Genomic DNA, 25,965 nt, shown 5'->3' on the forward strand with positions numbered 1-25,965 from the left:
GGGTTATTCGTAATAGGTGTAGCCGTTGATCGAGTCGCGATAGGCGCTCATCAGGGTTTTTCGGTCCTTGGCTTGCAGAGTACCGGTCGAAATCGCCTCGTCCACCATTTTGCGGAACGCGGCGACACAGTCTTGCGGGTCGAATTCCACATAAGACAAGACTTGAGAAATTGTGTCGCCCTCTTGTTCATGCAGCAAGTCGAAGCCACCGTCGGTTCGCAGGTCGATGGTGACTACATTGGTGTCGCCGAACAGATTGTGCAGGTCGCCAAGTGTTTCCTGATAGGCGCCAACGAAGAAGACGCCCATGAAATACTCGCCTTCTTCGGGCAGCGAATGCACTGGCAGGCTGGGGGACACGCCGTCGGCCAGTATGAATCGGTCGATCTTTCCGTCGCTATCGCAGGTGATGTCGGACAAGACCGCGCGGCGGTCTGGTGTTTCATTCAAGCTTTGCAGCGGCACGATCGGGTGTAATTGGTCGATGGCCCAGACATCGGGGAGGGATTGGAACAGCGAGAAGTTGCAATGGTAGATGTCTGCGACCTTTTCAAGCTGGTCATCCACTTCCGTGTCCAGATCATCACTTGCCGCCAAGGCCTTGAGACGGGCCATAAGGGACAGGTAGATGCGCTCGGCCCGGGCCATCTGGCGCAGGTCGACATACCCGCGTCTGAAAAGCGCGCGCAATTCATTGCGATAGAAGGTTGCGTCGTTCCAGCATTCCTGCAGCCGATCCTTGCTGAGATAGCCGTGTACCGCGGCGAGGTCCGAAACCATGTGGTGGTCATCGGGCTCGGCCATTGGTCCGTCCGGGGCGTCGTAGAGTGTGCTTTCCAACACGTTGAAGACCAGCATGGACGACGTCGCAACCACCGCACGGCCGCTTTCGGTGATCAGTGTGGGGTGGTCGATTTCAGCCTCGTCCATGGCGTAAGCCACGGTTTCGACTACGTTGGCGCAATATTCCTCGACCGTGTAGTTGATCGAGTTTTCCGCGGCCTTTTTTTCGCCCGTGTAATCCACCCCCATGCCGCCGCCGAGATCCAGGTAGCTGAGTGGTACACCTTCACGCGAGAGTTCGGTGTAATACCGGCATGCCTCGCCAACAGCGCGGCGCACATCGTTAACGTCTTGCACCTGTGAACCCAGATGCGAATGTTGCAGCTTGAGGCAGTGCAGCAATCCCGCCGCTTTCAGCTTGTCCACGGTGGCAACAAGCTGGTCGGTGTTCATTCCAAAGGCGGAACGGTCGCCGGAACTTTCTTCCCATTTGCCGCTGATCTGATTGGTCAATTTGACCCGAACGCCTATCAGGGGCTCGATCCCCAGTTGGTTATAGACCTCGATGACGGTATTGGCCTCTTTTGGGCTTTCCAGCACTATGACGGTGTTGAACCCGATCTTGCGAGACAGGATCGCCAATTGGATGAATTCAGCATCCTTGACGCCATTGCAGACGATCAGCGCTTCGGGGGCCAGGCGATGGGCCAGGGCCACCACCAGTTCAGGTTTTGATCCTGCTTCAAGGCCATAATTGTATTTTTTGCCGAACTCGACGATCCGGTCGACCACCTGCGCCTGTTGGTTCACCTTGATCGGAAAAACACCGCGATAGTGGCCCTTATAGTTTACGCGCGCGATTGCCTCGGCAAAGCTCTCGTTCAGGTGCGCGATTTCATGCTCTAGATAAGACGCAACACGCAAGACCATCGGGGCTTTGATCCCCCGGTCGTCCAGATCGCTGAGGATGCCCGGCAGGCTGATTGCCTCGGCCTCGGGGGCCATCGGATTGCGCAGAGCTATCTCGCCCCTTTCTGTCACCTCAATGAGGCCATGGCCCCATTTCTCAACCCCGTAGATGGAATGCGGTGCTTCGGGCGTCTGTTTCAATCAGATCAGTCCTTAACTTGGGTGTGCTGGTTTAGCGCCTGCCAATACGGCAGCGGTTTGATTCGTCCAAGTGTAAACTGTGAGAGGGTTCGCCGCCGAATTCTAGCCGTATGTACGGATCGGGATCAGGTGGTTGTCCCACTGGCAATCCGACCGCGCGGTGATTTCGGCGCCGGTGGTCGTCAGAGTGCCAAATGCACCGGTTCCGGTGGTAAACGCCAACCCAGCCTTGCCGGCGCCTAAACCGCAAACATCTTCGAACACTAAAGCTTCGATGAATGCTCCGCTATTTACGTCGAAACGGTGCAATGCATCGCCTCGCGGACAGGTGATCGCAACCGATTGGCCATCGGTGGAAAAGGCAATGCTGCCAGCATACCATTGCAACTCTCTTTGCTGCGTTTCGGGCGCTGACAAAAGGCGAGGCTTTTCGCCCCTTCGGTGAAGCCCCAGAAGGGCAGGGTACTTGGTCTGGCTGCCTTGCCATTGCATTGCAAAACCCACTAGACCATCGTCACGCACCGCAAGATGGCGGATCGAGTTTTTGTGCAGCGCGCGGGGTAGCTCTACTTGCTCCAATATCGAACCCGAAATGTCGAGATAGCTCAGGTTGGGCTGCATCGTTGGCAGATTTAGCTTGGTCCGACCGCTGTCGGGGTGTGTCTCGATGCCGCCATTGGCGATGACCAGTATGGCGCCACCGGGCAGCAAGCGCATGTCGTGGGGGCCTATCCCACCTGACGAGAACTCTCCCAGCCGTGCGAAGCTGATCGCGTCCCAGACGCCAACCACACCTTCTGCGGCCTCATAGTCGTTTTCGGTTGTGAAAAACTGTGTTCCATCAGCCGAGAATGCACCATGCCCGTAGAAGTGGCGGCCATTGGGTGCCTCCAGCCGCTTTAGGACAGAACCATCTGTACAATCAATTACAATTGCAAAGGTCCCGGGGCGGCGGGCAAAGGCGACCGCTTGGGCTTTGAACGGATGGGCCGCGGCCGCGTGCCCGCGCGCGGGTAGCGGTATAGCGAACAAAACTGCGCCCGAGTTATCCAGGCCGGACAGGCGGTAGCTACCATCTGGGAATAAGGCAGCGGCCAGATAGCGGGGCGCGCCGACGGACGCCCAGCCCGGCACCGAAGCAAGACTGGCGGCACCAAGGCCTGCAAGAAATTCGCGGCGGTTCGTCAATGGTCAATCCCCATCCAGTGAGTTGAATCCGGCGCTGATGCCGAGCGTCGGGCCAAGCTCGGTCGCGGCGATCTCGCGAATGTCGTTGATCGATTGCTGCAGCGCTTCGATGCGGACGCGACCTTGCGGTGTCGCAACACCGGCAAGGGCGGGGTCGTTCAGTGATTGAGCCCGGTCGATGGCCCGCGCGAAACCGGCATCCAGATCTGCAGCAATCTCAGGGTGGTCAAAGGACAGACGGGCGGCCAAGTCACGCAGGGCGATCAGAGACAGCGTGACATGATGCAACGACCGCTTGGACCGCCGCGCTTCAGCACGGTTCGGGCGCGGACGCTCGAACGTTCCTAAAGGGCGTCCAATGCGTGTGTCGGCTGTGAACTCTAGCCCCGTTGTAAGCGCCTTGAACAGCTCCTGCATTGCCTCATCGCCCGAGCGATAGAGGCTGTTGTCCCCCGGCTGCGTCAGTCGTGGTGCGTAGCTTTGCCAGTCCGTGTTGATCGCGACGGCATTTCGGTTGATATCAGTGGTGATGGCGCGGATAAGCGCGCAACGATAGTCGGCGCTTCCTTGTTCTGTCATCGCTGGATCAAAGAGCATTCGTTCCAATGCAAAAAAGCCGCGCCCGGCGATTGAGGTTTCGGCAAAGGCATCGGGGTCGTCGACGGCAGTGTCTTCACTGGCGATGTGTCGGGACAGGGTTTTGGGCGTGAATCCTTTGGTATCTGGCCAGAAAGCCAGTGCAAAAGCGCGATCGTCAGCCTCGGACGGCCCAAAACGTAAATGGCTGGCCGAAATCCAGCTATCGAATGCCGTGGCGTAATCAGCGCGCAGGTCGTCTGACTCCGGTTCGCAATCTGTTTGGGCTGTGGTCGACAAAGCACCGGTTGCGTCAGCCAGCTCTGCAAAGCGCGGTAGAATATGCGTTTCGGTCACATCCATCAAAATCGGAGCACGATCCTGAGCAAAGGCGCCCAAGGGCACTAGCAGGGCGGCGGCGAAAGTAAGGCTACGCATGGGTCAGAGGCTCCCAAGAAAGCGGATCAGGGCGTCGCGGTCGGCTTTTGGCATTGAAACAACCGTGTCGCGGGCGGCCTGCGCCTCGCCACCATGCCAAAGGATGGCTTCAAGCAGGGATCGCGCGCGACCATCGTGCAGGAATTGGGTGTGGCCCGAGACGCGCTGGGTCAGGCCGATGCCCCACAAAGGCGGCGTGCGCCATTCGCGGCCCGTTGCGCGGGCCTCGGGGCGGTTATCGGCCAGACCCTCGCCCATGTCGTGCAACAGCAGGTCGGTATAGGGCCAGATAAGCTGGAAGCTCTGTTCGGGCCTATCGGGCATCCTGTGGGTGACATAAGCAGGCGTGTGGCAGGATGCGCAGCCCGAGGCAAGAAACACTTCTTTCCCGCGCAGCACTTCAGGGTCATCGGTGTCTCGGCGCGCCGGAACACCGAGATTGCGGCTGTAGAAGGCGACGAGGTCCATGCCAATTGCGTCAATCTCGAATCCCCGCACATCGCTGTCACCGTGCGGTGCCTCAATGCAGTTGGCCTGCAATTCGGTGCAATCGCCGTGCGGCGCGGGGTAAAGCGGACTTGATATGCCGATATCACCTGCGAAGGCCGCCGCCGATTGCTCCATCACCGTGGGCATCCCGGCCTTGTGACCAAAGCGGCCCATCATTGGTTCGCCAAATTCCGTCGACCATACGATGTTCGGACGGCCCGAGATACCATCGCCGTCTTCGTCATCAGGATCGGCTTTGGCCAGCAAGTCCTCAACCGGAATTGATTCCAGCAACCCCAGTCCGATCATCTGCGGCGCAACTCGAGGGCTAAGCATCGCGTCCGGGTGCAGCGGGCCATAGCCTAAATCGGCGGCCTTATAGCTGGGGCGGCGGAGCGAGGCCGTTTCGCCGTCGGACAGCGCGACGGGGACTTCCTCATACGTGATGTCCAGCCGATATTCTGCGGGATGGCCTGCCAGAGCGAAATCCTGCAGTTGAGTGCCATAACTCGGATCAGGCAGGGTGGCGATAAAGTCTTCGATCTCGGCAGGCGCGCCCTCTGGCTTGCCGGGAACCGAAACTCTCAGGAACATCGAGACGGCATTGTCATCCGGGCCGTTAGGCGTATGACCGCGCCCGTCCTTGATGTGACAGCGCTGACACGAGCGGGCGTTGTATAGCGGACCCAAACCGTCCGAAGCCAGAGTGGACGACGGAGACGAGACCCAGATCTTTTTGAACAACCCGTTGCCGACTTTGAAGTCCAGCTCCTGTTCGAAGCTTAAATTGGCGGAGGGCTGAGAAAACGCGTCCGTATCAGTGCGCGCCCGCACGGTCGCAGCACCAGCGGACAGTTCTTCGAACCGCTGCGGCACACTGAAGTCATCCGGCGTAGCTGTGACAGCGTCGATCCGGGCGCGTTCTTCGGCAGTTCTTGGAAGGAAGTTTAGATGAGAGTCCCGCAGCTCGGTGGCTTGGGAAGAGGTGGCCGTTAGTGCGGCCACCGATGCAAGGGCAAGCTTACTCGCCTTCGTCCATCTTGGATGCGTTAAGTTGCGCATAATTGGCTTCGCCAATCCTTTCATAAAGGTCGAGCTGCGTTTCGAGGAAATCGATATGTCCTTCTTCGTCGCTGATTAGTTCTTCGAACAGACCCATGGACACATAGTCGCCGGCCTCGCGGCAGTATTCCCGCGCTTCGACATAAAGCGCCCGCGCGTCTTGTTCGGCGGCTAGATCGCATTCCAGTGTTTCTTTCGGGGTCTGCCCGATGCGGAGTGGGTCAAGTTTCTGCAGGTTGGGGTGGCCCTCCAGAAAGATGATCCGCTCGATCAGCTTGTCTGCATGGCCCATCTCCTCGATGGATTCCTCACGGCTTTTCTTGGCCATATGGCCAAGCCCCCAATCCTCTTGCAGGCGGTAATGTAGCCAGTACTGGCTGACCGCCGTCAGTTCATGCCGCAGTGATTTGTTGAGGTATTCTATGACCTTGGGATCGCCCTTCATGTGCTTTCTCCTGTGATACTTCGGATCGCAATGACCGAAGCTGCATGGGGACTTTAAGATTATCGTCTGCGCGCATTGTGTCTAGGAAAAGCGGCATACATCCGCCGCAATCCGCTGACTTGCCAAGGGCATGATAGATCTTGCCGGGAGTGATGATGGTCTGTGGGTCTGCCGCGCGCATCCAATCGATCGCCGCTCGGATGTCGTGGTCAGAGATGTTGGTGCATTGGCAAACGATCATGGCGACTCAGTCGGGGTATGCTATTTCCTAGTGAAATAGTAGGTTATTGTGGGCGCGTCCAGTGCCAAGACGCCACACTCGATGTTGAGAAAGGCCGAGAGCACTAAAAATGCGCCCGGCCATGATACCTATTGGAATACCGCGTCAGGGTTATCCAGGCTGTCCGAGCCTTCAAAATCGATCTGCTCAAGCTCCAGCACGGTCACGATGCGTTCGATGGTCTTGGTTTGATCGACCAGTCCATTGACGCCACCCATAATCAGCGCTTCGCCACCTTCATTGCCGCGTTCCAGCATCTGGTCATACGCAAAACCCGCTTCGGCGGTTGATTTGATACGGCCTAGCGCCAGCATGGTGTTGGCCAGCTTGGCTTTCATCTCTGTATCAAGCGTCGGATCGGCTGCGGTCACCAGATCCGATAGGGATGCACCCGAAACAGGCGTGCCATCGATGCGGGTATAGCTGCCCAAATACACATTCTGGATGCCCAGGCCGTCATAGTAATGGCTGTTGTGGGTGTTGTCCGAGAAGCAGTCCTGCTCTTCCTCGGGGTCGTTCAACATCAGGCCGAGGCGCATACGCTCACCCGCCTGCTCGCCGTAGGACAGCGAACCCATGCCGGTTAGGATCGCACTAACGCCAGCAGTTTCATTTGCGGCAAGAGCGGCACGTGCGTCACCATCTTCGGCCCACTGGGCAGTCATCCATTCCAGATCACTGATCAGCAGATCGGTTGCCGCTTTCAGATACTGGGCGCGGCGATCGCAGTTGCCACCTGTACAGCCGTCACCAACTAGATAATCGGTATAAGGACGACTTCCTGCGCCCGTGCCGTGGCCGTTCAGGTCCTGACCCCACAGCAGGAATTCGATGGCGTGATAGCCGGTGGCGACGTTCGCCTCGATCCCGTCAGCCTCATGCAGCGTATCCGACAGCAGGGCAGGGGTAATTTCGCTGGCGTCGATGGTCTCGCCAGACAGATCAAAGCTGGGATTGGCGATGACGTTCAGCGCGGCAAACTCGTTCTCATCGCTCGGGCCTCCGTAAGAGGAATCCACATAGTCTATCATGCCCTCGTCCAGAGGCCATGCGTTCACCTTGCCTTCCCAATCGTCGACGATGGCGTTGCCAAAGCGATAAACCTCGGTCTGCTGATACGGCACGCGCGCGGCGACCCATGCGGCACGGGCTGTGTTCAGAGTGGCATCGGACGGGTCAGCAATGAGGGCGTTGACGGCAGCTTGCAGTTTCTTTGCTGCAATCAGACTGTCGTCATATTTGGCTTCGGCGATATTGGAATATGTGGTCAGAACATCGGCTTTGGACGGGGCCTCGGCGACAGCTGTACTTGCGATACACAAGGTCAGGGCACTGGCCGCGTTGAACAATCTGGTCATGTGGAACACTTTTCTTTCTTAGCGGGATTCGGACCCCGGCAGATGCAGCGGGGCTGGATGCGGCAATTTCTTAGTGAAATAGTCAGCAATGTCAACCTGAGTTTTATTGTCAGGTATTATTCCCATTTCTGACTAACCATATCTGGGGAGCCCGATGCACCCGGCGAACATTGCGCTGACGCGCAATTGTATTAAAATGCCCTACGGTTTGTTTGGTTAATGGTGAACAGAATGAAACGCGCGGCCGTTGTTCTTGCGCTAATACCAGCCGCGCTGATGGCGCAGGCAGAGACCGCCATCGAAGCGCATACTCATGGCGCGGGTCATATGGCAATTTCATTCGTTGAAACCGGATTTAGCCTGACGCTTGAAGTGCCAGGCGTAGATATTGTTGGGTTCGAACACACTGCCGAGAACGAAGATGCGAGGGCGGATGTTGCCGTCGCAATCTCGGACCTTTCTAAACCGCTTGAGATCTTTGAGGTGCCGCCTGAAGCGGGGTGTGTGACTGCAACGGCCAATGTCGCGCTTGTTGGTGATGTCTTCGTTCAGGATGAAGGGCAAGTCAGCGATAATGCCGCGCATCACACCGAATTTCAGGCCGATTATCTGGTGCAGTGTCAGGAGCCGTCGTTAGTGACTTCAATCCAGTTCACCTATTTCGAACGGTTTGCGCGCGCCGAGCGCTTGTTTGTTGAGCTGACGTCATCCTCGGCCACACAGAACCTTATGGTGGAACGCCAAACGCCACATTTGAAGATGCCAAACTGAACCGGCGTGTGCCCGCAGTAGCAAAGCTTGACGGTCAACCAGACTGATCCCGGGCCAATGCGGCCTGCAACGCGCGGTAGGAATCCTTTGGCCTTCTTTCCAGCGTCTCAAAATCTACATCGACCAGCCCGAACCGTTTTTCATATCCCAGCGCCCACTCGTAATTGTCGAGAAGGGACCAGATGAAATATCCCTTGATCGGAACGCCGTGGTCCAGGGCATTACACACTTCGGCAAGATGCTGGTTCAAGTAGTCAATTCTGTCAGCGTCGTTTTGACGTTCTGCGCTCGCCATGCCGTTTTCGGTCACGTAGATAGGCAGGTCCCCAGTATACTCTTGCGCGGTTCGGATCAGGAAACGGGACAGGGCTGCCGGATCAATTTCCCACCCCATTTGCGTTTTTAGCAAGGGGCCAGGGACGTCGGTCAAGGAAGGCCAAGGCGTATCTGCGCGCGTTATCAACTTGCGCGTATAGTAATTGAGCCCACACCAATCGACCGGCGACGCGATTGTGTCGAAATCATCCTGCCACTTGTCCGGCAGATGCGGCTCCAATCCTTCCAGAACATTCTGAGGGTAGGATTTCTTAAATGCGCCGCCCAGGAAAAAGCGGTTGTAAATCCCGTCGTAAAGCGCCGCCGCAGTCTGTGCCTCATCGCTGTCGTCAGCAGGTTCCGCCCATTCAAGGTTGAACACTGCGCCAAGGTTCGACATGCCCAATCCACGCATGGCTTCGATTGCGCGACCATGGGCCAGCAGCACGTGGTGCATCGCGCGCGCGGTCGCCCGGATGTCGCGCAAGCCGGGGGCATGTTGGCCTTCGAAATGGCTCAGCCAGCTTACGCACCAAGGCTCGTTGACAGGTGCGACGCTGAACATCCGATCGCCTATGCGGCCCATGATGATCTCGGTGAAGTCTGCAAACCAATTCGCGATATCCCGGTTTCGCCAACCGCCCAGATCGGCGAGCGGTGACGGGAGTTCCCAGTGATACAGCGTTGCGCAGGGTTTGATGCCGCGTTTAAGCAGCGCATCGGTCAGGCGATCATAGAAATCCAAACCTTGCTGATTGATCGGTCCGCGCCCTTCGGGCAGCACGCGCGCCCAACTGGTTGAAAAACGGTAACAGTCGAAGCCTGCGCTCCGGATCAGATCCAGATCCTGTTCGAACCGGTTATAGTGATCGCAGGCCAAATCTCCGTTTTCCGCATTGGCGACGTTACCTGGAGTTGCGGCGAAACTGTCCCAATGGGTCTTGCCTGCGCCCCCATTGGCGTGTCCCTCGATCTGATAGGCCGACGTCGCCACGCCAAACTGAAAATCTGGCGGGAAATCTGCGCGTTTGTACTTCATCTCACATCCTTTTTGGGGCTGGCCCCGTCGAGCTGCCGACGACAAGTTCAGCCTCCAGCAAGCGCGTTTTGGGTGGGTCATCCGGAGCGTTGATCCGCTCGATCAGCATTTCGGCAGCCACCTCGCCCGCGTGTCTGACCGACGAGCGCGTCGCGGTGAAAATTGGAACATCCATACCATTGCGCATGTATGACAACTCGTCATCATGAGCGATCACCGAGATATCGCGCCCCATTTTCAGGTCGCGTTCTTCAAGTGCGCGCCGGATTCCAACCGCAGAGATAATCGAAGAGGCCAAAATTGCTGTTGGCGGGTCGTCGAGCTTCAGCATGTCGCAAGCTGTCTGATGCCCATAAATCTCGGTCATCTCGGCGCTGCGCAGCAGGTGTGGATCAAGCGAGATCCCGGTTTCTTTGAGCGCCGCCAGATAGCCGTTCCTCCGCCGACGCGCGAAATCCATTTCCTCGAGTCCGTTGATTAACGCGATGCGCCGATGGCCCAGATCGATCAAAAACCGAGTAGCGCGTTCGAATGAACGCTGATTGTTCACATCGATCCAATCATATGGCTCTTTGGCGTAGGTCGACCGGCCATGAACAATGAAGGGTACGCCGAGGCGCGATAACACCGAGATGCGCGGCTCTCGTACCTTGGGGCCTTGCAGGACCACGCCGTCTACGACGCCCCGATTGAACAGGCTGCGATAGGATTCTTCAATTGATGTGTCCGGCGCGTGCGTGAACATCATGTCATAATTGTTCGCCGCATAGGTTTTGGCTGCGCCTGCCACAAAATCTCCGAAAATCGGATTGACCATTTCGTGCCGGGACGAGGTGGGAATCACATGGCCGATGACCATAGACCGCCCTGTCGCCAGCCCCTTGGCGCGGCTGTTGGGGCGGTAACCATGCTTGTTCGCGGCAGCCTGAACCCGGATGCGCGTCCCTTCGCTGACCTCCGGGTAACCGTTCAGCGCGCGGCTGACGGTTGTTTGTGAAAGGCCGAGGATCTCAGAGAGTTGCTTTAGGTTCATTTCACTCAAAGCGCCTTCAAATTGATGCCCATTTGTTTTGTTGTGAAAACCTGGCTCAGTCAACATGTTTCGAGAGAATGTCTTAGAATGGCAGTTTTTTAGGTGTTAGTAGGCGAGATATTGACAGGGTCTGAATGTTAGCGGATAAAGTACGGCATCCAAAGCGCTTTGAAAACGAATCTCGTTTGCGCCGAAAATATTGGGAGGAGAACTCATGAGACACGCACTTTATTCGGGTGCGGCGGCGATCGCTCTGCTGGCCGGGTCGGTACAAGCACAAGATTTGGTCTTCGCGCCGGGCGAGGGGCCGTTCAACTGGGACAGCTATAATGCCTGGGCCGAAAGCGCCCCGGATCTGAGCGGTCAGACGGTCACGATTTTTGGTCCGTGGCTGACCCCGGAAGACGGTTACTTCAACAACATGATTGCCTATTTCGAAGAGGCGACTGGCGCAGATGTGATCTATACCGGTTCCGACAGTTTCGAGCAGCAGATCGTTATCGATGCCGAGGCAGGATCAGCCCCCAATATCGCGGTCTTCCCGCAGCCAGGACTGGCGGCGATCATGGCATCCAAAGGGCAGCTGACACCGCTGGGTGAAGATATGGCGGCCTGGGTTGGTGACAATTATGCGGCTGGCGATTCCTGGGTTGATCTTGGCACTTACAAAGACGCCGACGGCAATGACCAGATGTATGGCTTCTTCTACAATGTGAACGTCAAGTCTCTGGTCTGGTATAACCCGGAAAACTTCGAGGATGCCGGATACGAAGTGCCGACGAGCATGGAAGAACTGAAGGCCCTGACCGAGCAGATCGTCGCCGATGGCGAAACCCCGTGGTGCATTGGCCTGGGATCGGGTGCCGCCACCGGTTGGCCCGCGACCGACTGGGTTGAAGACATGATGCTGCGGACTCAGCCGCCCGAGGTTTACGACCAGTGGGTGACAAACGAGATTCCGTTTGATGATCCGCGCGTTATCGCCGCAATCGAAGAGTTTGGCTGGTTCGCGCGTGATGACGCCAAGGTCTCGGGTGGGTCAGATGCTGTCGCCTCGACTGACTTCCGCGACAGCCCCAAAGGCATGTTCTCATCGCCGCCCCAGTGCTACATGCACCGTCAGGCGTCCTTTGTTCCGGCCTTCTTCCCCGAAGATGTCGAGTTCGGCCTGGATGCAGATTTCTTTTACATGCCGTCTTTCGCAGACAAGGACTTGGGTAACCCGGTTCTGGGTGGCGGTACTCTGATGGCGGTAAGCAATCCATCGGATGCGACCAGCGCGTTCATGGAGTTCCTCAAGCAACCGATTGCACATGAAGTCATGATGGCACAAACCGGATTCCTGACCCCGCATAAGGGCGTGAACACCGAAGCCTATAAGGATGATACTCTGCGCGGTCTGGGTGACATTCTACTGGGCGCGACCACCTTCCGCTTCGACGGCTCGGACCTAATGCCGGGCGCCGTGGGTGCGGGTACGTTCTGGACCGGCATGGTTGACTATACTGGCGGGAAATCCGCCGAAGAAGTCACCGGCGAAATCCAGTCATCTTGGGACGCAATCAAGTAATCCGCTGAACCTTCGGGCAACCTTTCAATCAGGTTGCCCGAAACCCTAGCAAGGGAGAGGACGCCATGAATCCGGCAATTCAGGGCCTGCTAACAATCGTAATCGGTGTGTCGGGATGCGTGGGCTATTTCTACCTGTCCAACCAATTTCTGGATAAAGTCCTGTTCCCTGCGCGTGGACCGAACGCGGGTCGCAATATCAACCGCGCGAATATGATCCGGCCCTGGCTGTTTCTGCTTCCCGCGATCCTCGCCCTTGGGGTCTATCTTGCCTATCCGGTGTTTGAGACGCTGCGCCTGTCGCTGACTGATCGCGTAGCCGGAGGCGGATATGAATGGGCGGGTTTTGACAACTATACCCAGATGGTAGCCGAGCCGAAATTCTGGGAGGCGATGCGCAACAACATGCTTTGGCTGATTGTTGTACCTGCCATGTCCACCGCATTTGGCCTGCTCGTGGCGCAGCTGACGGATCGCATCCGCTGGGGTAACGTCGCCAAGTCGTTGATCTTTATGCCGATGGCGATTTCTTTCGTTGGCGCCTCGGTAATCTGGAAACTGGTCTATGATGCGCGTCCGGCCGATCAGGATCAGATCGGCGTCCTGAACGCGATCTACATCTTCTTTGGTGGAACCGAAACGCACACTTGGCTGACCCTGCCTTTCTGGAACAATTTCTTCCTGATGATCGTTCTGGTCTGGATACAAACTGGCTTTGCCATGGTCATTCTGTCCGCCGCGCTGCGCGGCATCCCGGAAGAGACCATCGAGGCCGCCATTCTGGACGGGGCCAATCCGTTCCAGATTTTCTTCAAGATCAAAGTGCCGCAGATCAAAACCACGATCATGGTGGTCTGGACCACCATCACCATCGTGGTCCTCAAGGTCTTTGACATCGTTTTTGCGATGACCAACGGCCAGTGGGAGACGCAGGTTCTGGCCAATTACATGTACGACAAGATGTTCCGCGCCAATGACTGGGGCGTGGGATCGGCATCCGCCATGGTGATCATGTTGCTGGTGACGCCGATCCTGATCTGGAACGTGCGCAATGCGCGCAAAGAAATGCAGTAGGAGGACGGGGTTATGAGCGATATTGCAGGAACCCGCCCAGCCCTTAGATGGGTCGTTCACGCCTCGGTTGTGCTGCTTGTGGTGCTTTGGGTTTTCCCAACACTCGGTTTGTTGATCTCGTCATTCAGAACAGCGGACCAGATATCCAGCAGCGGCTGGTGGCGGGCGCTCTTCCCGTCGGAACAAAACCTGACTCTGCGCGCGGCGGCACCTGAAACACAAGTTTTGCAGGATGGTCTCTATGTGATCGAAGGCAATATCTTCGATGGTGATCGGGCCTCGGACATTTCGCGATGGGGTGTGAATTCCCGTGCGATTGATGCCTTTGCTCCGGGCGAAACGGCTGAGCTTCGTCGTGGCGGGACGATCACGGTTCAGGCCAACGGTGACTATCGGATGGAAAACGCAGAAGAGTTTTCGGGCAAGCGCGGCCCTCGCGTGTTTGTGACGACTACTCTGCCGCCTGAATTCACCTTGGAAAACTATGCCCATGTTCTCTTCAACGAAAGCAGTTCCGACAGTATGGGCAAGGCGTTCTTCAATACCCTGACGGTGACGATCCCGGCGACGATTATCCCGATTCTTGTCGCAGCATTTGCGGCTTACGCGCTGGCATGGATGGATTTCCCGGGGCGTGCCCTGCTGATCGCTGCGGTGGTTGGCCTATTGGTGGTGCCATTGCAGCTGGCGCTGATCCCGTTGCTGAAACTGCATCTCAATATCGGGATCGGCAAAGGATACCTGGGGGTCTGGATGGCCCATACCGGGTTCGGGATGCCATTGGCGATCTACCTATTGCGTAACTACATGGCCGGGCTGCCTCGTGACCTGATTGAGAACGCCCGGGTAGATGGCGCAACCGAGTTTCAGATTTTTACCAAGTTGATCCTGCCGCTTAGCTTTCCGGCACTGGCATCCTTTGCGATCTTCCAGTTCCTCTGGACATGGAACGATCTGCTGGTTGCCAAAGTCTTCCTGATCGATGCCAGCGGCCAGACAACGGTAATGACCAACCGTATCGTCGAACTGCTGGGTACGCGGGGCGGTAACTGGGAAATCTTGGCCACGGCGGCGTTTGTCTCAATCGCGGTGCCGTTGGCAGTCTTCTTTGCAATGCAGAAATATCTGGTTCGCGGCTTGCTGGCCGGTTCCGTAAAATAAGGGCGTGTGATGAACGTGCAGACCAACGCGAAAGCATTCGAAAAAATCAAGTCGGCGTCAGATTGGTGGCGGGGCGGGGTGATCTATCAGATCTATCCGCGCAGCTTTCAGGACAGCAACGGTGACGGGATCGGAGACTTAAAGGGTATCACCCAGCGGCTAGGCTACATCGCCTCGCTGGGGGTTGATGCAATCTGGATTTCGCCGTTCTTCAAATCTCCGATGAAGGATTTCGGTTATGACGTCAGCGACTACCGCGATGTCGATCCAATGTTCGGCACTATGGCGGACTTTAAAGAGTTGTTAGATGAGGCCCATGCACACGGGCTGAAGGTGATGATCGATCTTGTGCTATCCCACACCTCAGATCAGCACCCGTGGTTTGGTGAAAGCCGCACCTGCCGAGATAATCCGAAATCCGATTGGTATGTCTGGGCCGATCCCAAGCCTGACGGGACACCTCCGAATAACTGGTTATCGATTTTTGGCGGTTCGGCTTGGCAGTGGGATGCGCGGCGTTTGCAGTATTATCTGCACAACTTCCTGACTTCGCAGCCAGATTTGAACTTCCATTGCAAGGATGTCCAGGATGCCCTGCTGGATGTGGCGCGCTTCTGGCTGGATATGGGGGTCGACGGCTTCCGTCTGGACACCATCAATTTCTATTTCCACGACGCCCAGCTACGTGACAATCCGGGCCTGCCGATGGATCAGAGGAACTCATCAATTGCGCCGATGGTGAACCCGTATAACCATCAGGATCACCTCTATTCCAAAAGTCAGCCCGAGAATATCGCCTTCCTGGAAAGGCTACGCGCCCTGACTGACGAATACGAGGGCCGCGCCTGTCTGGGTGAGGTCGGCGACGCGCAGCGCGGGCTTGAGATTATGGGCGAATACACCAGCGGCGATAAACGGATGCACATGTGTTATGCTTTCGAGTTCCTCGAAAAGCGGGCTTTGACGGCAGCTTACGCAAAGCAGGTTTTTGACCAGCTTGAGGACAAGGCAGGTGATGCATGGCCATGCTGGGCCTTCTCAAACCACGACGTGCAACGCCATGCTTCGCGTTGGGGTTTGGACGATGCAGCTGTCCGGCAGCACGCCGTTCTCATGATGTGCCTGCGTGGCTCAGCCTGTCTTTATCAGGGTGAGGAACTGGGCCTGCCCGAGGCAGATGTTGCGTTCGAAGATTTGCAAGACCCCTATGGCATTGAATTCTGGCCTGAATTCAAAGGTCGCGATGGCTGCCGTACTCCGATGGTCTGGACCGCACAGGACGAACAATCCGGGTTCAGCACGAGCCGTCCCTGGTTGCCAGTCAGCGCTGCGCAGGCCGAGCGGGCGGTGGATCGGTTGGAGAAAGATCCAGCGTCGATGCTGCACCACTACCGCCATGCGATTGCATTGCGTCATGCGCACTCAGCGCTGATGTCCGGCGCGCAGACAGGGATGTCACAAATCGGTTCGGTATTGACCTTCACCCGAGAGGATGAAGCCGAGCAGGTCTTCTGCGCCTTCAATCTGGGTGACTGTCCGGTTGACGTGACCCTGCCAGAAGGTGACTGGCAAGTGATCGGGGAGGAGTTGGGCGGCGTTCGCGGGGAAAGCAACGTGACGCTGGATGCCGCTCAATTCTGTCTATTGGCTCGGGAAAAGAGGTAAACCATGTCGGAACTCAAGCTTACGGATGTAGCCAAATCCTATGGTCCTGTCGATGTTCTGAAACATATCGATCTCGAGATCGAGCAAGGCGAACTGATTGTCTTTGTCGGCCCGTCAGGTTGCGGAAAATCCACTTTGCTGAGGATGATCGCGGGCCTTGAAAAGATCACTGGCGGTACGCTTGAGATCGAAGGGCAGGTGGTGAACGATGTGCCACCTGCGCAACGCGGCATCGCGATGGTGTTTCAGTCCTATGCGCTTTACCCGCATATGACGGTGCGCGAAAACATGGCCTTCGCGCTCAAGATCGCCAAGATGCCGAGCGCTGAGGTTGATGCCGCCGTGGAGCGCGCGGCCCAGATTCTACAGCTTGAACCCCTGCTGGATCGCCTGCCCAAGGCATTGTCTGGTGGACAACGCCAGCGCGTTGCCATCGGTCGTGCCATCGTGCGCGACCCCAAAGTATATTTGTTCGACGAGCCGCTTTCGAACCTCGACGCTGCCCTGCGCGTGGCGACGCGGATCGAGATTGCACGCCTGAAAGAGGCGATGCCCGACAGCACGATGATTTACGTTACCCACGATCAGGTCGAGGCGATGACACTCGCCAGCCGTATTGTGGTTTTGGCCAATAAGGGAATTGCGCAGGTCGGCACGCCGCTGGAACTCTATGAGACGCCAGATAACGAGTTTGTCGCGCAGTTCATCGGCTCACCAGCAATGAACCTGCTGCCCGGGACCATTACCGCGACAGGAGAGACAACAACCGTCACGCTGGATGATGGCGGCGTGGCAATCTCATCAATCCCGACGGATGCCGCTGACGAAGGCAAAAAGGTCAATATCGGTGTCCGGCCTGAGGACTTAAATATCACTGATGGAACACCAATTTATTCCGGCTTGGTGGATTTCACCGAAGCTTTGGGTGAGGTCACGCTGCTTTACTTTGCAGTCCCGGATGGACGGGAGGCCGTGATTGCAAAACTACCTGGTGTTCAGCGCAATCTGCGAGGAAAAACCGTCTCGGTCACGGCGGCACCCGAAAAGGTGCATCTGTTCCACAACGACCAGTCGATGAGGCGCTAGTCGAGCTTCGCAAGGAAGGTGGAGACTTTTTCCAGCCCTTCGCGAATGATCGACGGGGTATTGGCGTAACCGATCCGAACACAGCCTTCGAGACTCAAGGCAGAGCCCGGTGTGAACATCACGCCGGTTTCCTGCAGCAGTTTCACGCAGAACTCGCGCGAGGGCATGTCGAAATTGTAGTGCAACAGCGCGGTTGTTCCGGCCTTGGGTTTGACCCAACTGATTTTGGGCTCGCTTTCGACCCATTCTTCCAGCATGGCGAGGTTGCCGCGCGTTATGGCGTGGCTGCGCGCCAGAACCTTGTCGTTGTTTTCCAGCGCAAGCGCGGCGAAATGGTCGTCGATCATGCCGACCGAGATCGTGTCATAGTCCCGATGGATCGAAACCGCTTCGATCAGTTCTGGGTTGGCCGCAATCCAACCCAGTCGCAGCCCTGCCAGCGAAAACGCCTTGGACATGCCCGCGGTTGAAATGCCTTTCTCATAAAGATCTGCAACCGCATCCGTCATGCCCGAACCTTCTTGCCCGGTACCGCGATAGACTTCATCACACAGCAACCATGCTCCAGCGGAGCGTGCGATTTCGACGATCTCAAGCAGGAACGCGCGATCCATCACCGCACCGGTTGGGTTGTTGGGGTTGTTGATGGCAATCAGTTTGGTGCCCGGAGTTACGGCGGCGCGCAGCTCCTCGAGATCGGGCAAATAAGCGTTCTCGGCCCGTAGATGGATCTGCGTCACCTCCGCGCCGATGCTGGCCGGGATGGAATAGTGTTGCTGATAGGTGGGCACGACGGCCACCACCTTGTCGCCGCGCTCGACCAGCGTTTTGTGGACCAGCATGTTGGCACCGATGGTGCCATGGGTGACGATGACATTCTCACGCTTTTGCTGGTCATATAGGCTACAAATCGCATCGCGCAGCCGGTCCGAGCCCCGGATCGCGCCATAGGTCATTTTCATCCCCAGCAATTCAGACAGATCATCCGAGTTTTTGCCGGAAAGCTTCAAAAGCTCGGCGATACTCAGGCTCTCGACGCAAGTCTCTGCGAGGTTAAAGGCGCAGCGGGTTTCCCATTCATCCATCCAGATTTCGACGCCAAAGGGTTCGATCTTCATCGCGCTATCCTGTTCGACTAAGCCATCGCGCATCGTTCCCATGGCGAAGCGGCAAGGTCAACCTCGGCAGATGACCGTTATCGAACTTGCACAAGAGGCGTGTATCGTTACCGGTAGATCGCCACAGGATCACCCAACGCATCTTCATCTGGGTGAACGCCAAGGCCGGGTGTTTCGGGAAGATGCAGGTGGCCGTCCACGTTTCTCGGCCCACGCCCACCGGCGATATCGACGGTGATCATGTCCTGACAGGCCCAGACAGCATGACAATTCGCATCCGGAATTGTCGCCGCCAGATGCAGCGCTTCGGTATCCGCCAGCACAGAACCACCGGTTGCCATTACAAACATGTCAATCCCATGCGCCAGCGCGACATCGCGCATTCGGGCCGCTTTGGTCAGCCCGCCGACCCGATTGAGCTTAATGCCGAATATTTCGGCAATGCCATCGCGGGCTATGCGCGTCGCGTCCTGAAGGGTAACAAGGCTTTCATCAACCGAAACAGGCGAAGCATGTTTGCCTGAGATCGCGGCAATGTCATCCAGTGTTTCGCAAGGCTGTTCGATCATGACATTGAGGTCTTCGACCGCACTCATCACGCGTAATGCCTGCTGCCGCGACCAGCCGCGATTGACGTCATAGAGGATGATGTCTTCGGGATTGCGCAGGCTTTCCACGTCACGGATTCGGGCGATATCACGGGCCACATCGCCGCCGATTTTGACGGAATGAGCGATATAGCCGCGCTGCCGGTATCGTTCGATGACGGCGCGGGTTTCTTCGATTGTCTTGGCTCCTACGGAGGATGCGATTGGGCGCGGCGTACGCGACCCTCCCCCCATCAAATCAGCAATCGGAAGACCAGCAACCTGACCGGCTATGTCCCAACACGCCATGTCAATCGGGCTTTTGGCGTAGAGATGTCCGGGTAGGGCCTGATCCATCGCGCGTTCAACATCCAGAACTCGCCGCGGGTCGAGGCCAAGAACAAACGGTGCCATCGTCTCGATCCCGGCCCGTATGCCGGGGCCGTGGGCGGGTACATAGGTATGCCCCCAGGGCGTGCCTTCGCCCCAACCAACAAGCCCTTTGTCGGTTTCAATCTTGACCAGCGTCGCATCGAGCTTCTCAAACTTCAATCGCCCGCCTGACAGCCAGTATGGATGCTCCAATGGCAGGTCGATTTGAAAGACAGAAATCCCGGTAATTTTCATTTTGGTTTCACCTCGACGCAGTATGTCATGCGGCATCCATCCGAGGCAGATCATCCATTCCATCGCCCCGCCACAAGACAAAGGTCAGGATTGAATGATCGCTTGTCGTCATGGCGTGGCTTTGCCAACTTTCATGCTGGCGGGTCTGGCCCGGCCCGACAAGCTGTGCATTCCCTTCAACCTTAAAACAGGCTTTTCCAGCGAGCGTCAGGTATTGCTCTTCAGCCTGGTGGCTGTGCCAGTCATACTGCAGACCTGCGCCCCAATAGGCGACATAACCGCGTAGTTGGGTCGAATGGAAATGCCCGCTGGGTCCGAACAATTCGTAATACCCGTATCGGGACAAGAAATCCGCACCGACTTCGGATTCGGAATAGGTCAGTTTCCAGTGCGCTTGCTCAGCAGTTGCTGCAATAGCCGTAACCAATGCCTGTGTTTCGGGCGTACCTTTCAGACCAAATTTGCTGACAAGCCGGGTTGCCGGAATCTGTGCGGGCTGTAAGTCCGTTCTGGATAAATCTGTTGGCCAACCCCCAAAACCCGCCAAATCCGGGTGGTTCTGATGCAATCGCCTGGCGGCCATTAAAACATCATCCAACGTCATGGGATCACCACGATGTTTCCGGTGTGTTTCTTCGCGATGAAGGCGGTTTGTGCCTCATGCAATTGGCTTAGAGGGTAGGTTGCGGCCAGGGCCGGTTTTACTTCGCCCGCTTCGATATAACGTACAAGATTTTGCATTACTTCGGGGTCGATGACGGTCGAGCCTGTAAAGGTCAGATCGCGCAAGTAGAACGTCCGCAAATCGAACTCGACCATAGGGCCCGCGATGGCGCCCGAGCAGGTATAGCGTCCGCCGCGTTCAAGAATGCTGATAAGCTGCGGCCAGTATGACCCGCCCACTACGTCGGCAACGACCGTGATCTTTTCGTCCCCCAACGATTTACGCAGATCATCGGGTGCGCGTGGCAGGATGACATCTGGACCCAAGAGGGCCACGTTGTCGTGCTTAACCTCCGATGCCATCGCGATGACCCGCGCATTTCGGCGCTTGGCCAGTTGAACCAGAGCGCCACCGACGCCGCCAGATGCACCCGGAACAAGAACAGTGTCAGCCGCGGTGACCTTGGCGCGGGTCAGCATGCCTTCGGCGGTTGAGTAGGAACAGGAGAAGGTTGCCAGCTCAGCATCCGAAAGTGTTGATTGGATGGCTATCGCATTGACAGCCGGGATCGTTGTGTATTCGGCAAAGCCGCCATCTCGCTCTGATCCGAAGTAGCCGGTTTTGTCCTTGTTCATCGGATCGGTCGGATCGCGCAACCAGCAATCGGTTATCACACGCTCGCCCAAGCGGTTTGGATCCACGTCGTCCCCGACTCCAACGATCTGCCCACAGACATCCGCCCCTTGAATGCGCGGAAAGGCCAGTGGCGCTCCGCCCCAGGTTGGGTCATCAGTGCCGACCTCTTCAAACGCGCCGCCGGTGGTCGCATCGCTGACTGTTTTAGAATACCAGCCGGACCTAGTGTTTACGTCGGTATTGTTCAGGCCACAGGCACCAACCTTGATCAGAACTTCGCCCGGTTTGGGAGTGGGGCAGGTCCAGTTTTCGTGCCAGACCATCTTATCCAGATCACCGTGCCCCATGGTGACCATCGCCTTCATTGTCTCGGATTGGGCCATGCGGCAAACTCCGTCGATGCATTTACGGTGACCTCAATCAAGCGCGGGAGTGAGCTGAAAGACATCGGTCCGGCCCCCTGAGTCGATTTGGTCTCGACACCGTATGCAAACAAAAATACCATCGTCAATCATGAATGGGACAGATGTATCAAATTTAGTTTTGGAACGGCTGGCGGAAGAACTGTCTCAGTTGACACCCGAGGCACGCAAGGCTGCGACCTATGTGCTTGAGAACCCGCGCGACGTGGGCGTATCGACTGTACGCGAAATTGCTGAAGCCGCCAATGTGAAACCCAATACCATTGTCCGAATGGCGCGGCAGGTGGGGTTCGAAGGCTACGAAGATTTCCGGGTTCCCTTCCGCGAGGCGATCCGGCGCGGGCAGGCCGATTTCCCGGAGCGCGCGCGTTGGCTGCAGGATATTCGTAAGTCCGGCAATATGGGCGGGCTTTATGCGGATATGGTTCAGGACGCTCTGCGCAACGTCGAGGAGACGTTTGCCAATATCTCGTCCGAACAGCTGAAAGCCGCCGCTGAAGATATCTGGAATTCGCGTAACGTGTTCGTACTGGGCGTTGGCGTGAACAATTCGAATGCGCGAAACTTTGTTTATCTGGCCTCGACGGGCATGGTGCAGTTTCATGCTATCCCGCGCGCCGGATCAAATCCGATTGACGATCTGGCATGGGCGGACAAACGCGATGTACTAATTGCGATGACCTGCAAACCTTATCGGAATGAAGTGGTCGAGGCGGTGCAAGTTGCCCGAGAGCAGGGCATGACGGTGGTCGGTCTTTCTGATAGCCCAGCCAGCCCTGTTCTGCGCAATGCACAACACGGGTTCGTCATCTCGGCGGATACGCCGCAATTCTTCCCGTCATCAGTAAGTACTATCGCATTGCTCGAAACGCTTTTGTCCTTCGTCATTGCTGTGGCCAGCGACGAGATCGTCGAAAGAGTGGCGACCTTTCACAAGCGTCGCCATCAGCTAGGTCTGTATCACGCGGAAGAGCCCTGATTGGATCAGGCCAATCCGCATTGGCCATTCAGCCACGCACCAGGTGACCACCATCCACATCCAGCACAGCGCCCGTGAGATAGCCATTTGTCATTGCCATTATCACAGCTTGGGCGATGTCCTCGGCCTCACCAATGCGTCCGACGGGCAGGCTGTTACCAACCTGAGCGAACATGGCCTCGCGAGCCTCATTGGACATTGCCGCGTAAGCCTCGGTCGCAACCATTCCAGGGCTGATGCAGTTCACGCGCGCACGGCCTGATAACTCTAGTGCCAACCCCTTGGACAGGGCTTCGACCGCCGCGTTCACGGCCCCAAGACCCGTTGCACCGGCAGAGGGTCGGCGGCTGAGGACGCCAGAAAAGAAGGTGATGGAGCCGCCTTCAGTCAAGACAGGCAAGACTTCACGCGCCGCCACATAGGGCCCAATAAATTTAGCCTCGAACATCGCGCGCAGGTCAGTGGTTGGCAATTCGGCGAAGGCCCCACGCGCTACGCTTGAGGCAGAGATGACCAGATGATCTACTTTTTCAAGGCCGCTGGCCCAGGACTTCATGCCAGTTTCGTTTGTGGTATCGACCGGTGCGATCTGAACTCCGCCTCCGATGTCTGCCGCTGCTGCCTCCAGCTTGGCGAGACTCCGGCTGGCGATGGTAACTTTCGCACCTAGCGCCACCGCCAGCTTTGCGGTGACCTTACCCATGCCGCTGCTGCCGCCAATGATAACAACGTGTTTGCCGATGAGGGCCGTTTCGAAAACCGAGTTCATTGCTTTGGTTCCTTGCTTGTCGTGTCTGTTGGATGAGTCAATCGATGCTGAGCACCAACTTGCCGGTGGTTTCGCCCGCCTCTAGGCGGCGATGCGCTTCCGTGGCCTTGGCGATTGGGTATGTGGTGATCTGAGGACGCAGAATGCCAGTTTCCAACAGCTTGAATACCTTGGTCATGTCCGCGCCGAATGCAGTTGGTCGGTTGGAAAAATACGTGTAAATATCGCTGACCCGCACTGAGACAGATTTCTGGAAGTGTTTCGCCAGATCCTCGGCAAAATCGCCAGCTGGCGGCCCGGCAAGGAATCCGAAGAGCACAGCCGTTCCAAGGGGAGCCAGCGCATCAAGGTCTGATTTCAAGGAGTCACCGGAAACCGGATTCAACGTCAGATCAACACCGCGGCCACTTGTGATCTCTGACACCAGCGTTGCCACGTCCTGAGTACGATAGTCGATGACAAAATCTGCTCCTTGCGCCTGGGCGTATCCGACCTTTTCAGTGCTGACCGAAGCGATCACAGTCATGCCCAGATGCTTGGCGATGTGTAGGGCCATCGTGCCCACTCCGCCTGCAGCCGCATGCACCAGTACGGATCTTCCGGCCGCCGCACCGCCCAGATTGACCAGCATGTGATAGGCCGTCATTGCGTTGACAGGGATTGCTGCTGCGGTTTCAAAGGCGATGGTATCGGCAATTTTGGTTACATAAGGTGCACTTATTACGGAATGCGTACCGTAGCCGCCCGCACCAATCGGGCCCATCCATGCGACGCGATCACCCACGGCGAAACCAACGGCATCTTTGCCCGTCGCTTCGACGATTCCGGCACCTTCAACGCCGGGTACATGGGGCAGGTCTGGCATCATGCCCTCTGGCATTTCGCCACGGCGAATAATCGTATCGATAAAATTCACCGCCCCGGCATGATTACGGATCAGGATTTCTCTGGCACCGGGCTGTGCGACAGCTTGGCCAACACTTCGCAGAACTTCGGGCCCGCCAGTTTGGGTGATTTCTATCGCGTACGGCATGATGCATCTCCTTTTGTTTCGCAGAAGATAGCGATGACGCCATTTCGTGATAATAGTTGAATTTAGAAGGAATTATCTCATAGATAGTATTATGATCTTCAACGACCTTGGCCTGTTTACTGTTGTCGCCCACCACCTCAGCTTTTCCAAAGCTGCAGATCGTCTGGGTATTCCGCTTAGCAGGATTAGCCGCAGGATTGCCAAGTTAGAGGATCATCTGGGCGCTAAGTTATTCGAGCGCACGACAAGGCAGGTGCGCCTGACCGAAGAGGGGCGCCGTCTTCTGGATCGTTGTCAGGATCCGATTGAAGCGCTTCAGCGTGTTGCGGGTTTTACCGATGACACGCGGCACCACACGATCCGCATTACGGCCCCACCCTTGGCAGCTCGTACAACGATAGGGCCAAAGCTGGTGGATTTCGCGGAACAAAATCCTCAGGTCCAGCTTGAACTGACGACGACTAACATCATGCTGGATTTTTTCGCGGACAATATCGACCTCGCCTTTCGGGTCGGTCCGCTTGCGGACTCCGGTCTTGTTGCCAAGCGGTTATGGTCAGTTCCATATTGTTTTTGCGCAGGGCAGGGCTTCATTCGAGAGCACGGGCTTTCGGGTCCTTTAATGCGACCGAAGTTCCAGACTCTTCCTGCGCTGATGGCGGGTCAACCTTGGGTACTGGAAACGGGAGAGACGGTGAATCCAGCCCACATAGCCCATAATATTGGCGACCTTGATGTCATAGCACAGGCCGCTCGTCGTAATCTGGGGATAGCGATGTTGCCGAAGGATATGGTGGAGGGCGATCTGCGACGACTGGAAGTTGAGAATACTGTCCCGCTGACTCGAGACATGTATGTGGTTTATCCCAGCCGTCGCCTGTTGCCCGAGCGTGTCAGGAAACTGATCGATTTCATGGCACCGGGATAAATCCTACCAATCAATTTGCACCCCATCCCGAAAGAAACCACCTGTTGGACCGTCCACGGGCAGTGTTGCAGCCCACACGACGCCCTTGGCCCCTTCGGGAACCGGGCGACCACCCCCGCACATGTCAGTGGCGACCCAGCCGGGGCACACTGCGTTAACAAGGATGCCTTCGGGCTTCAAATCAGCCGCAGTCTTGATGGTCAGTGCATTGAGCGCTGTTTTCGAGATGCCATATCCGGGAGTGCTGGATGACATGCCTGTCAGCGCTCCTGAGCCGGAAGACACGTTTACAATCCGGGCATCATGACCATTTTGAAGCAAAGGAACGGCCGAAATGGTTGTTGCCCAGGCTCCGAAGAAGTTGGTCTCAAAAGCACGGCGCACGCGCACCAGGTCGGCGCTGAGCGCGTGCTGATCCGTGTCGTAGTCAACGCCTGCATTGTTTACCAGTATGTTGAGATATCCGTATTCGGAGTTGATCTTATCAAAGGCAGCGTTGACCGAGCTCTGATCGGACACGTCCAGTTGCAAGGCCTTAGCTCCATGCCCAATCTCTTCGGCCGTGGATTGTCCCTTTTGCGGGTCGCGCGATGCTACCAAAACAAATAATCCATGATCGCGGGCCAGTTGTAGGGCGACTTCTTTGCCGATGCCTCGATTGGCTCCGGTCACAAGTGCGATACGTTGTTCGGTCATGAGGTTTCCTTTGAATTTTCGTCAGTTAACCGAAAGCAAAGCCTAATAGTGAGATTGCCAACAT

At 56.8% G+C, this 25,965-nt stretch carries 25 protein-coding genes; 9 read left to right on the top strand and 16 right to left on the bottom strand.

Translation table 11 applies throughout. The features are described from left to right. Nucleotides 1-3 precede the first annotated feature (3 nt). The 6 genes from speA to ACR0NE_RS08415 form a co-directional block, all read right to left on the bottom strand. Nucleotides 4-1,893, bottom strand: coding sequence for a biosynthetic arginine decarboxylase (speA, locus tag ACR0NE_RS08390; RefSeq protein WP_170594314.1), 1,890 nt, complete (start codon nt 1,891-1,893; stop codon nt 4-6). Between the two features lie 102 nt (nt 1,894-1,995). Beyond that, on the bottom strand, nt 1,996-3,081 hold the full coding sequence (locus tag ACR0NE_RS08395; protein WP_170594316.1) for a DUF1513 domain-containing protein: 1,086 nt from the start codon (nt 3,079-3,081) through the stop codon (nt 1,996-1,998). A 3-nt stretch (nt 3,082-3,084) separates the two neighbouring features. After that, complete coding sequence (locus ACR0NE_RS08400) at nt 3,085-4,095, bottom strand: imelysin family protein (RefSeq protein ID WP_170513507.1); 1,011 nt, start codon at nt 4,093-4,095, stop codon at nt 3,085-3,087. A gap of 3 nt (nt 4,096-4,098) precedes the next feature. Next, complete coding sequence (locus ACR0NE_RS08405; protein ID WP_480459569.1) at nt 4,099-5,589, bottom strand: di-heme oxidoreductase family protein; 1,491 nt, start codon at nt 5,587-5,589, stop codon at nt 4,099-4,101. Nucleotides 5,590-5,605: 16 nt separating this feature from the next. After that, entirely contained in the window at nt 5,606-6,091 is a 486-nt protein-coding gene (bfr, locus tag ACR0NE_RS08410) for a bacterioferritin (protein WP_170392566.1), read from the bottom strand. Then, complete coding sequence (locus tag ACR0NE_RS08415) at nt 6,039-6,272, bottom strand: (2Fe-2S)-binding protein (RefSeq protein ID WP_480444228.1); 234 nt, start codon at nt 6,270-6,272, stop codon at nt 6,039-6,041. Before ACR0NE_RS08415 ends, bfr begins: the two co-directional genes overlap by 53 nt. Between ACR0NE_RS08415 and ACR0NE_RS08420 the strand changes: the two genes are divergently transcribed. Beyond that, complete coding sequence (locus tag ACR0NE_RS08420; protein WP_255612159.1) at nt 6,222-6,371, top strand: hypothetical protein; 150 nt, start codon at nt 6,222-6,224, stop codon at nt 6,369-6,371. The two genes, ACR0NE_RS08415 and ACR0NE_RS08420, sit on opposite strands and share 51 nt — an antisense overlap. A gap of 89 nt (nt 6,372-6,460) precedes the next feature. On the opposite strand, the gene ACR0NE_RS08425 is transcribed toward ACR0NE_RS08420, so the two are convergent. Continuing rightward, nucleotides 6,461-7,729, bottom strand: coding sequence for an imelysin family protein (locus ACR0NE_RS08425; protein ID WP_170594322.1), 1,269 nt, complete (start codon nt 7,727-7,729; stop codon nt 6,461-6,463). Between the two features lie 231 nt (nt 7,730-7,960). Between ACR0NE_RS08425 and ACR0NE_RS08430 the strand changes: the two genes are divergently transcribed. Beyond that, complete coding sequence (locus ACR0NE_RS08430) at nt 7,961-8,500, top strand: ZrgA family zinc uptake protein (protein ID WP_170594324.1); 540 nt, start codon at nt 7,961-7,963, stop codon at nt 8,498-8,500. A 34-nt stretch (nt 8,501-8,534) separates the two neighbouring features. Here the strand turns inward: ACR0NE_RS08430 and ACR0NE_RS08435 are convergent, their stop codons facing one another. Both ACR0NE_RS08435 and ACR0NE_RS08440 read right to left on the bottom strand, forming a co-directional pair. After that, on the bottom strand, nt 8,535-9,854 hold the full coding sequence (locus ACR0NE_RS08435; RefSeq protein ID WP_170594326.1) for a GH1 family beta-glucosidase: 1,320 nt from the start codon (nt 9,852-9,854) through the stop codon (nt 8,535-8,537). Between the two features lies 1 nt (nt 9,855). Further along, nucleotides 9,856-10,887, bottom strand: coding sequence for a substrate-binding domain-containing protein (locus ACR0NE_RS08440; protein WP_170594328.1), 1,032 nt, complete (start codon nt 10,885-10,887; stop codon nt 9,856-9,858). 214 nt (nt 10,888-11,101) lie between these two features. On the opposite strand from ACR0NE_RS08440, the gene ACR0NE_RS08445 reads away from it, so the two are divergent. The 5 genes from ACR0NE_RS08445 to ACR0NE_RS08465 all read left to right on the top strand — a co-directional run bounded on the left by ACR0NE_RS08445 (nt 11,102) and on the right by ACR0NE_RS08465 (nt 17,442). Then, a complete protein-coding gene (locus ACR0NE_RS08445) occupies nt 11,102-12,457 on the top strand; it encodes an ABC transporter substrate-binding protein (RefSeq protein WP_170512843.1) in 1,356 nt (451 codons plus the stop codon). 65 nt (nt 12,458-12,522) lie between these two features. After that, nucleotides 12,523-13,530 (top strand): carbohydrate ABC transporter permease, encoded by a 1,008-nt coding sequence (locus tag ACR0NE_RS08450; protein ID WP_170402173.1) that lies wholly within the window; start codon nt 12,523-12,525, stop codon nt 13,528-13,530. A gap of 12 nt (nt 13,531-13,542) precedes the next feature. Next, nucleotides 13,543-14,691 (top strand): carbohydrate ABC transporter permease, encoded by a 1,149-nt coding sequence (locus ACR0NE_RS08455; RefSeq protein WP_170392558.1) that lies wholly within the window; start codon nt 13,543-13,545, stop codon nt 14,689-14,691. Nucleotides 14,692-14,700: 9 nt separating this feature from the next. Next, nucleotides 14,701-16,356 (top strand): alpha-glucosidase, encoded by a 1,656-nt coding sequence (locus tag ACR0NE_RS08460; protein ID WP_170594330.1) that lies wholly within the window; start codon nt 14,701-14,703, stop codon nt 16,354-16,356. 3 nt (nt 16,357-16,359) lie between these two features. Continuing rightward, nucleotides 16,360-17,442, top strand: coding sequence for a sn-glycerol-3-phosphate ABC transporter ATP-binding protein UgpC (locus tag ACR0NE_RS08465; RefSeq protein ID WP_170594332.1), 1,083 nt, complete (start codon nt 16,360-16,362; stop codon nt 17,440-17,442). Here ACR0NE_RS08465 and ACR0NE_RS08470 read toward each other — a convergent pair. The 4 genes from ACR0NE_RS08470 to ACR0NE_RS08485 form a co-directional block, all read right to left on the bottom strand. Continuing rightward, nucleotides 17,439-18,560 carry an aminotransferase gene (locus ACR0NE_RS08470; RefSeq protein ID WP_170594334.1) on the bottom strand — a complete coding sequence of 374 codons (1,122 nt, stop codon included), beginning with the start codon at nt 18,558-18,560 and terminating at the stop codon, nt 17,439-17,441. The genes ACR0NE_RS08465 and ACR0NE_RS08470 overlap by 4 nt on opposite strands. 107 nt (nt 18,561-18,667) lie before the next feature. After that, nucleotides 18,668-19,774, bottom strand: a complete 1,107-nt coding sequence (locus tag ACR0NE_RS08475; protein WP_170594336.1) for an enolase C-terminal domain-like protein — start codon at nt 19,772-19,774, stop codon at nt 18,668-18,670. 25 nt (nt 19,775-19,799) lie between these two features. After that, the gene (locus ACR0NE_RS08480; protein WP_170594337.1) at nt 19,800-20,378 is read right to left on the bottom strand and encodes a dimethylsulfonioproprionate lyase family protein; all 579 of its coding nucleotides are present in this window, start codon (nt 20,376-20,378) and stop codon (nt 19,800-19,802) included. Then, on the bottom strand, nt 20,375-21,457 hold the full coding sequence (locus ACR0NE_RS08485) for an alcohol dehydrogenase family protein (RefSeq protein WP_480459571.1): 1,083 nt from the start codon (nt 21,455-21,457) through the stop codon (nt 20,375-20,377). The genes ACR0NE_RS08480 and ACR0NE_RS08485 overlap by 4 nt, the downstream gene beginning before the upstream one ends. A gap of 130 nt (nt 21,458-21,587) precedes the next feature. Here ACR0NE_RS08485 and ACR0NE_RS08490 point away from each other — a divergent pair, with 130 nt between their 5' ends. Then, a complete protein-coding gene (locus tag ACR0NE_RS08490; RefSeq protein WP_170392553.1) occupies nt 21,588-22,475 on the top strand; it encodes a MurR/RpiR family transcriptional regulator in 888 nt (295 codons plus the stop codon). Nucleotides 22,476-22,503: 28 nt separating this feature from the next. Here ACR0NE_RS08490 and ACR0NE_RS08495 read toward each other — a convergent pair whose 3' ends face one another. Beyond that, nucleotides 22,504-23,244, bottom strand: a complete 741-nt coding sequence (locus tag ACR0NE_RS08495) for an SDR family oxidoreductase (RefSeq protein WP_170402156.1) — start codon at nt 23,242-23,244, stop codon at nt 22,504-22,506. A 37-nt stretch (nt 23,245-23,281) separates the two neighbouring features. Next, on the bottom strand, nt 23,282-24,277 hold the full coding sequence (locus ACR0NE_RS08500) for a zinc-binding dehydrogenase (protein WP_170594339.1): 996 nt from the start codon (nt 24,275-24,277) through the stop codon (nt 23,282-23,284). 91 nt (nt 24,278-24,368) lie between these two features. On the opposite strand from ACR0NE_RS08500, the gene ACR0NE_RS08505 reads away from it, so the two are divergent. Then, nucleotides 24,369-25,205, top strand: a complete 837-nt coding sequence (locus ACR0NE_RS08505; RefSeq protein ID WP_170402149.1) for a LysR family transcriptional regulator — start codon at nt 24,369-24,371, stop codon at nt 25,203-25,205. 3 nt (nt 25,206-25,208) lie between these two features. Here the strand turns inward: ACR0NE_RS08505 and ACR0NE_RS08510 are convergent, their stop codons facing one another. Next, nucleotides 25,209-25,901 carry an SDR family NAD(P)-dependent oxidoreductase gene (locus ACR0NE_RS08510; protein WP_170594341.1) on the bottom strand — a complete coding sequence of 231 codons (693 nt, stop codon included), beginning with the start codon at nt 25,899-25,901 and terminating at the stop codon, nt 25,209-25,211. Between the last annotated feature and the right edge of the window lie 64 nt (nt 25,902-25,965).

It is taken from the genome of Ruegeria sp. C9 (genome assembly GCF_056537585.1).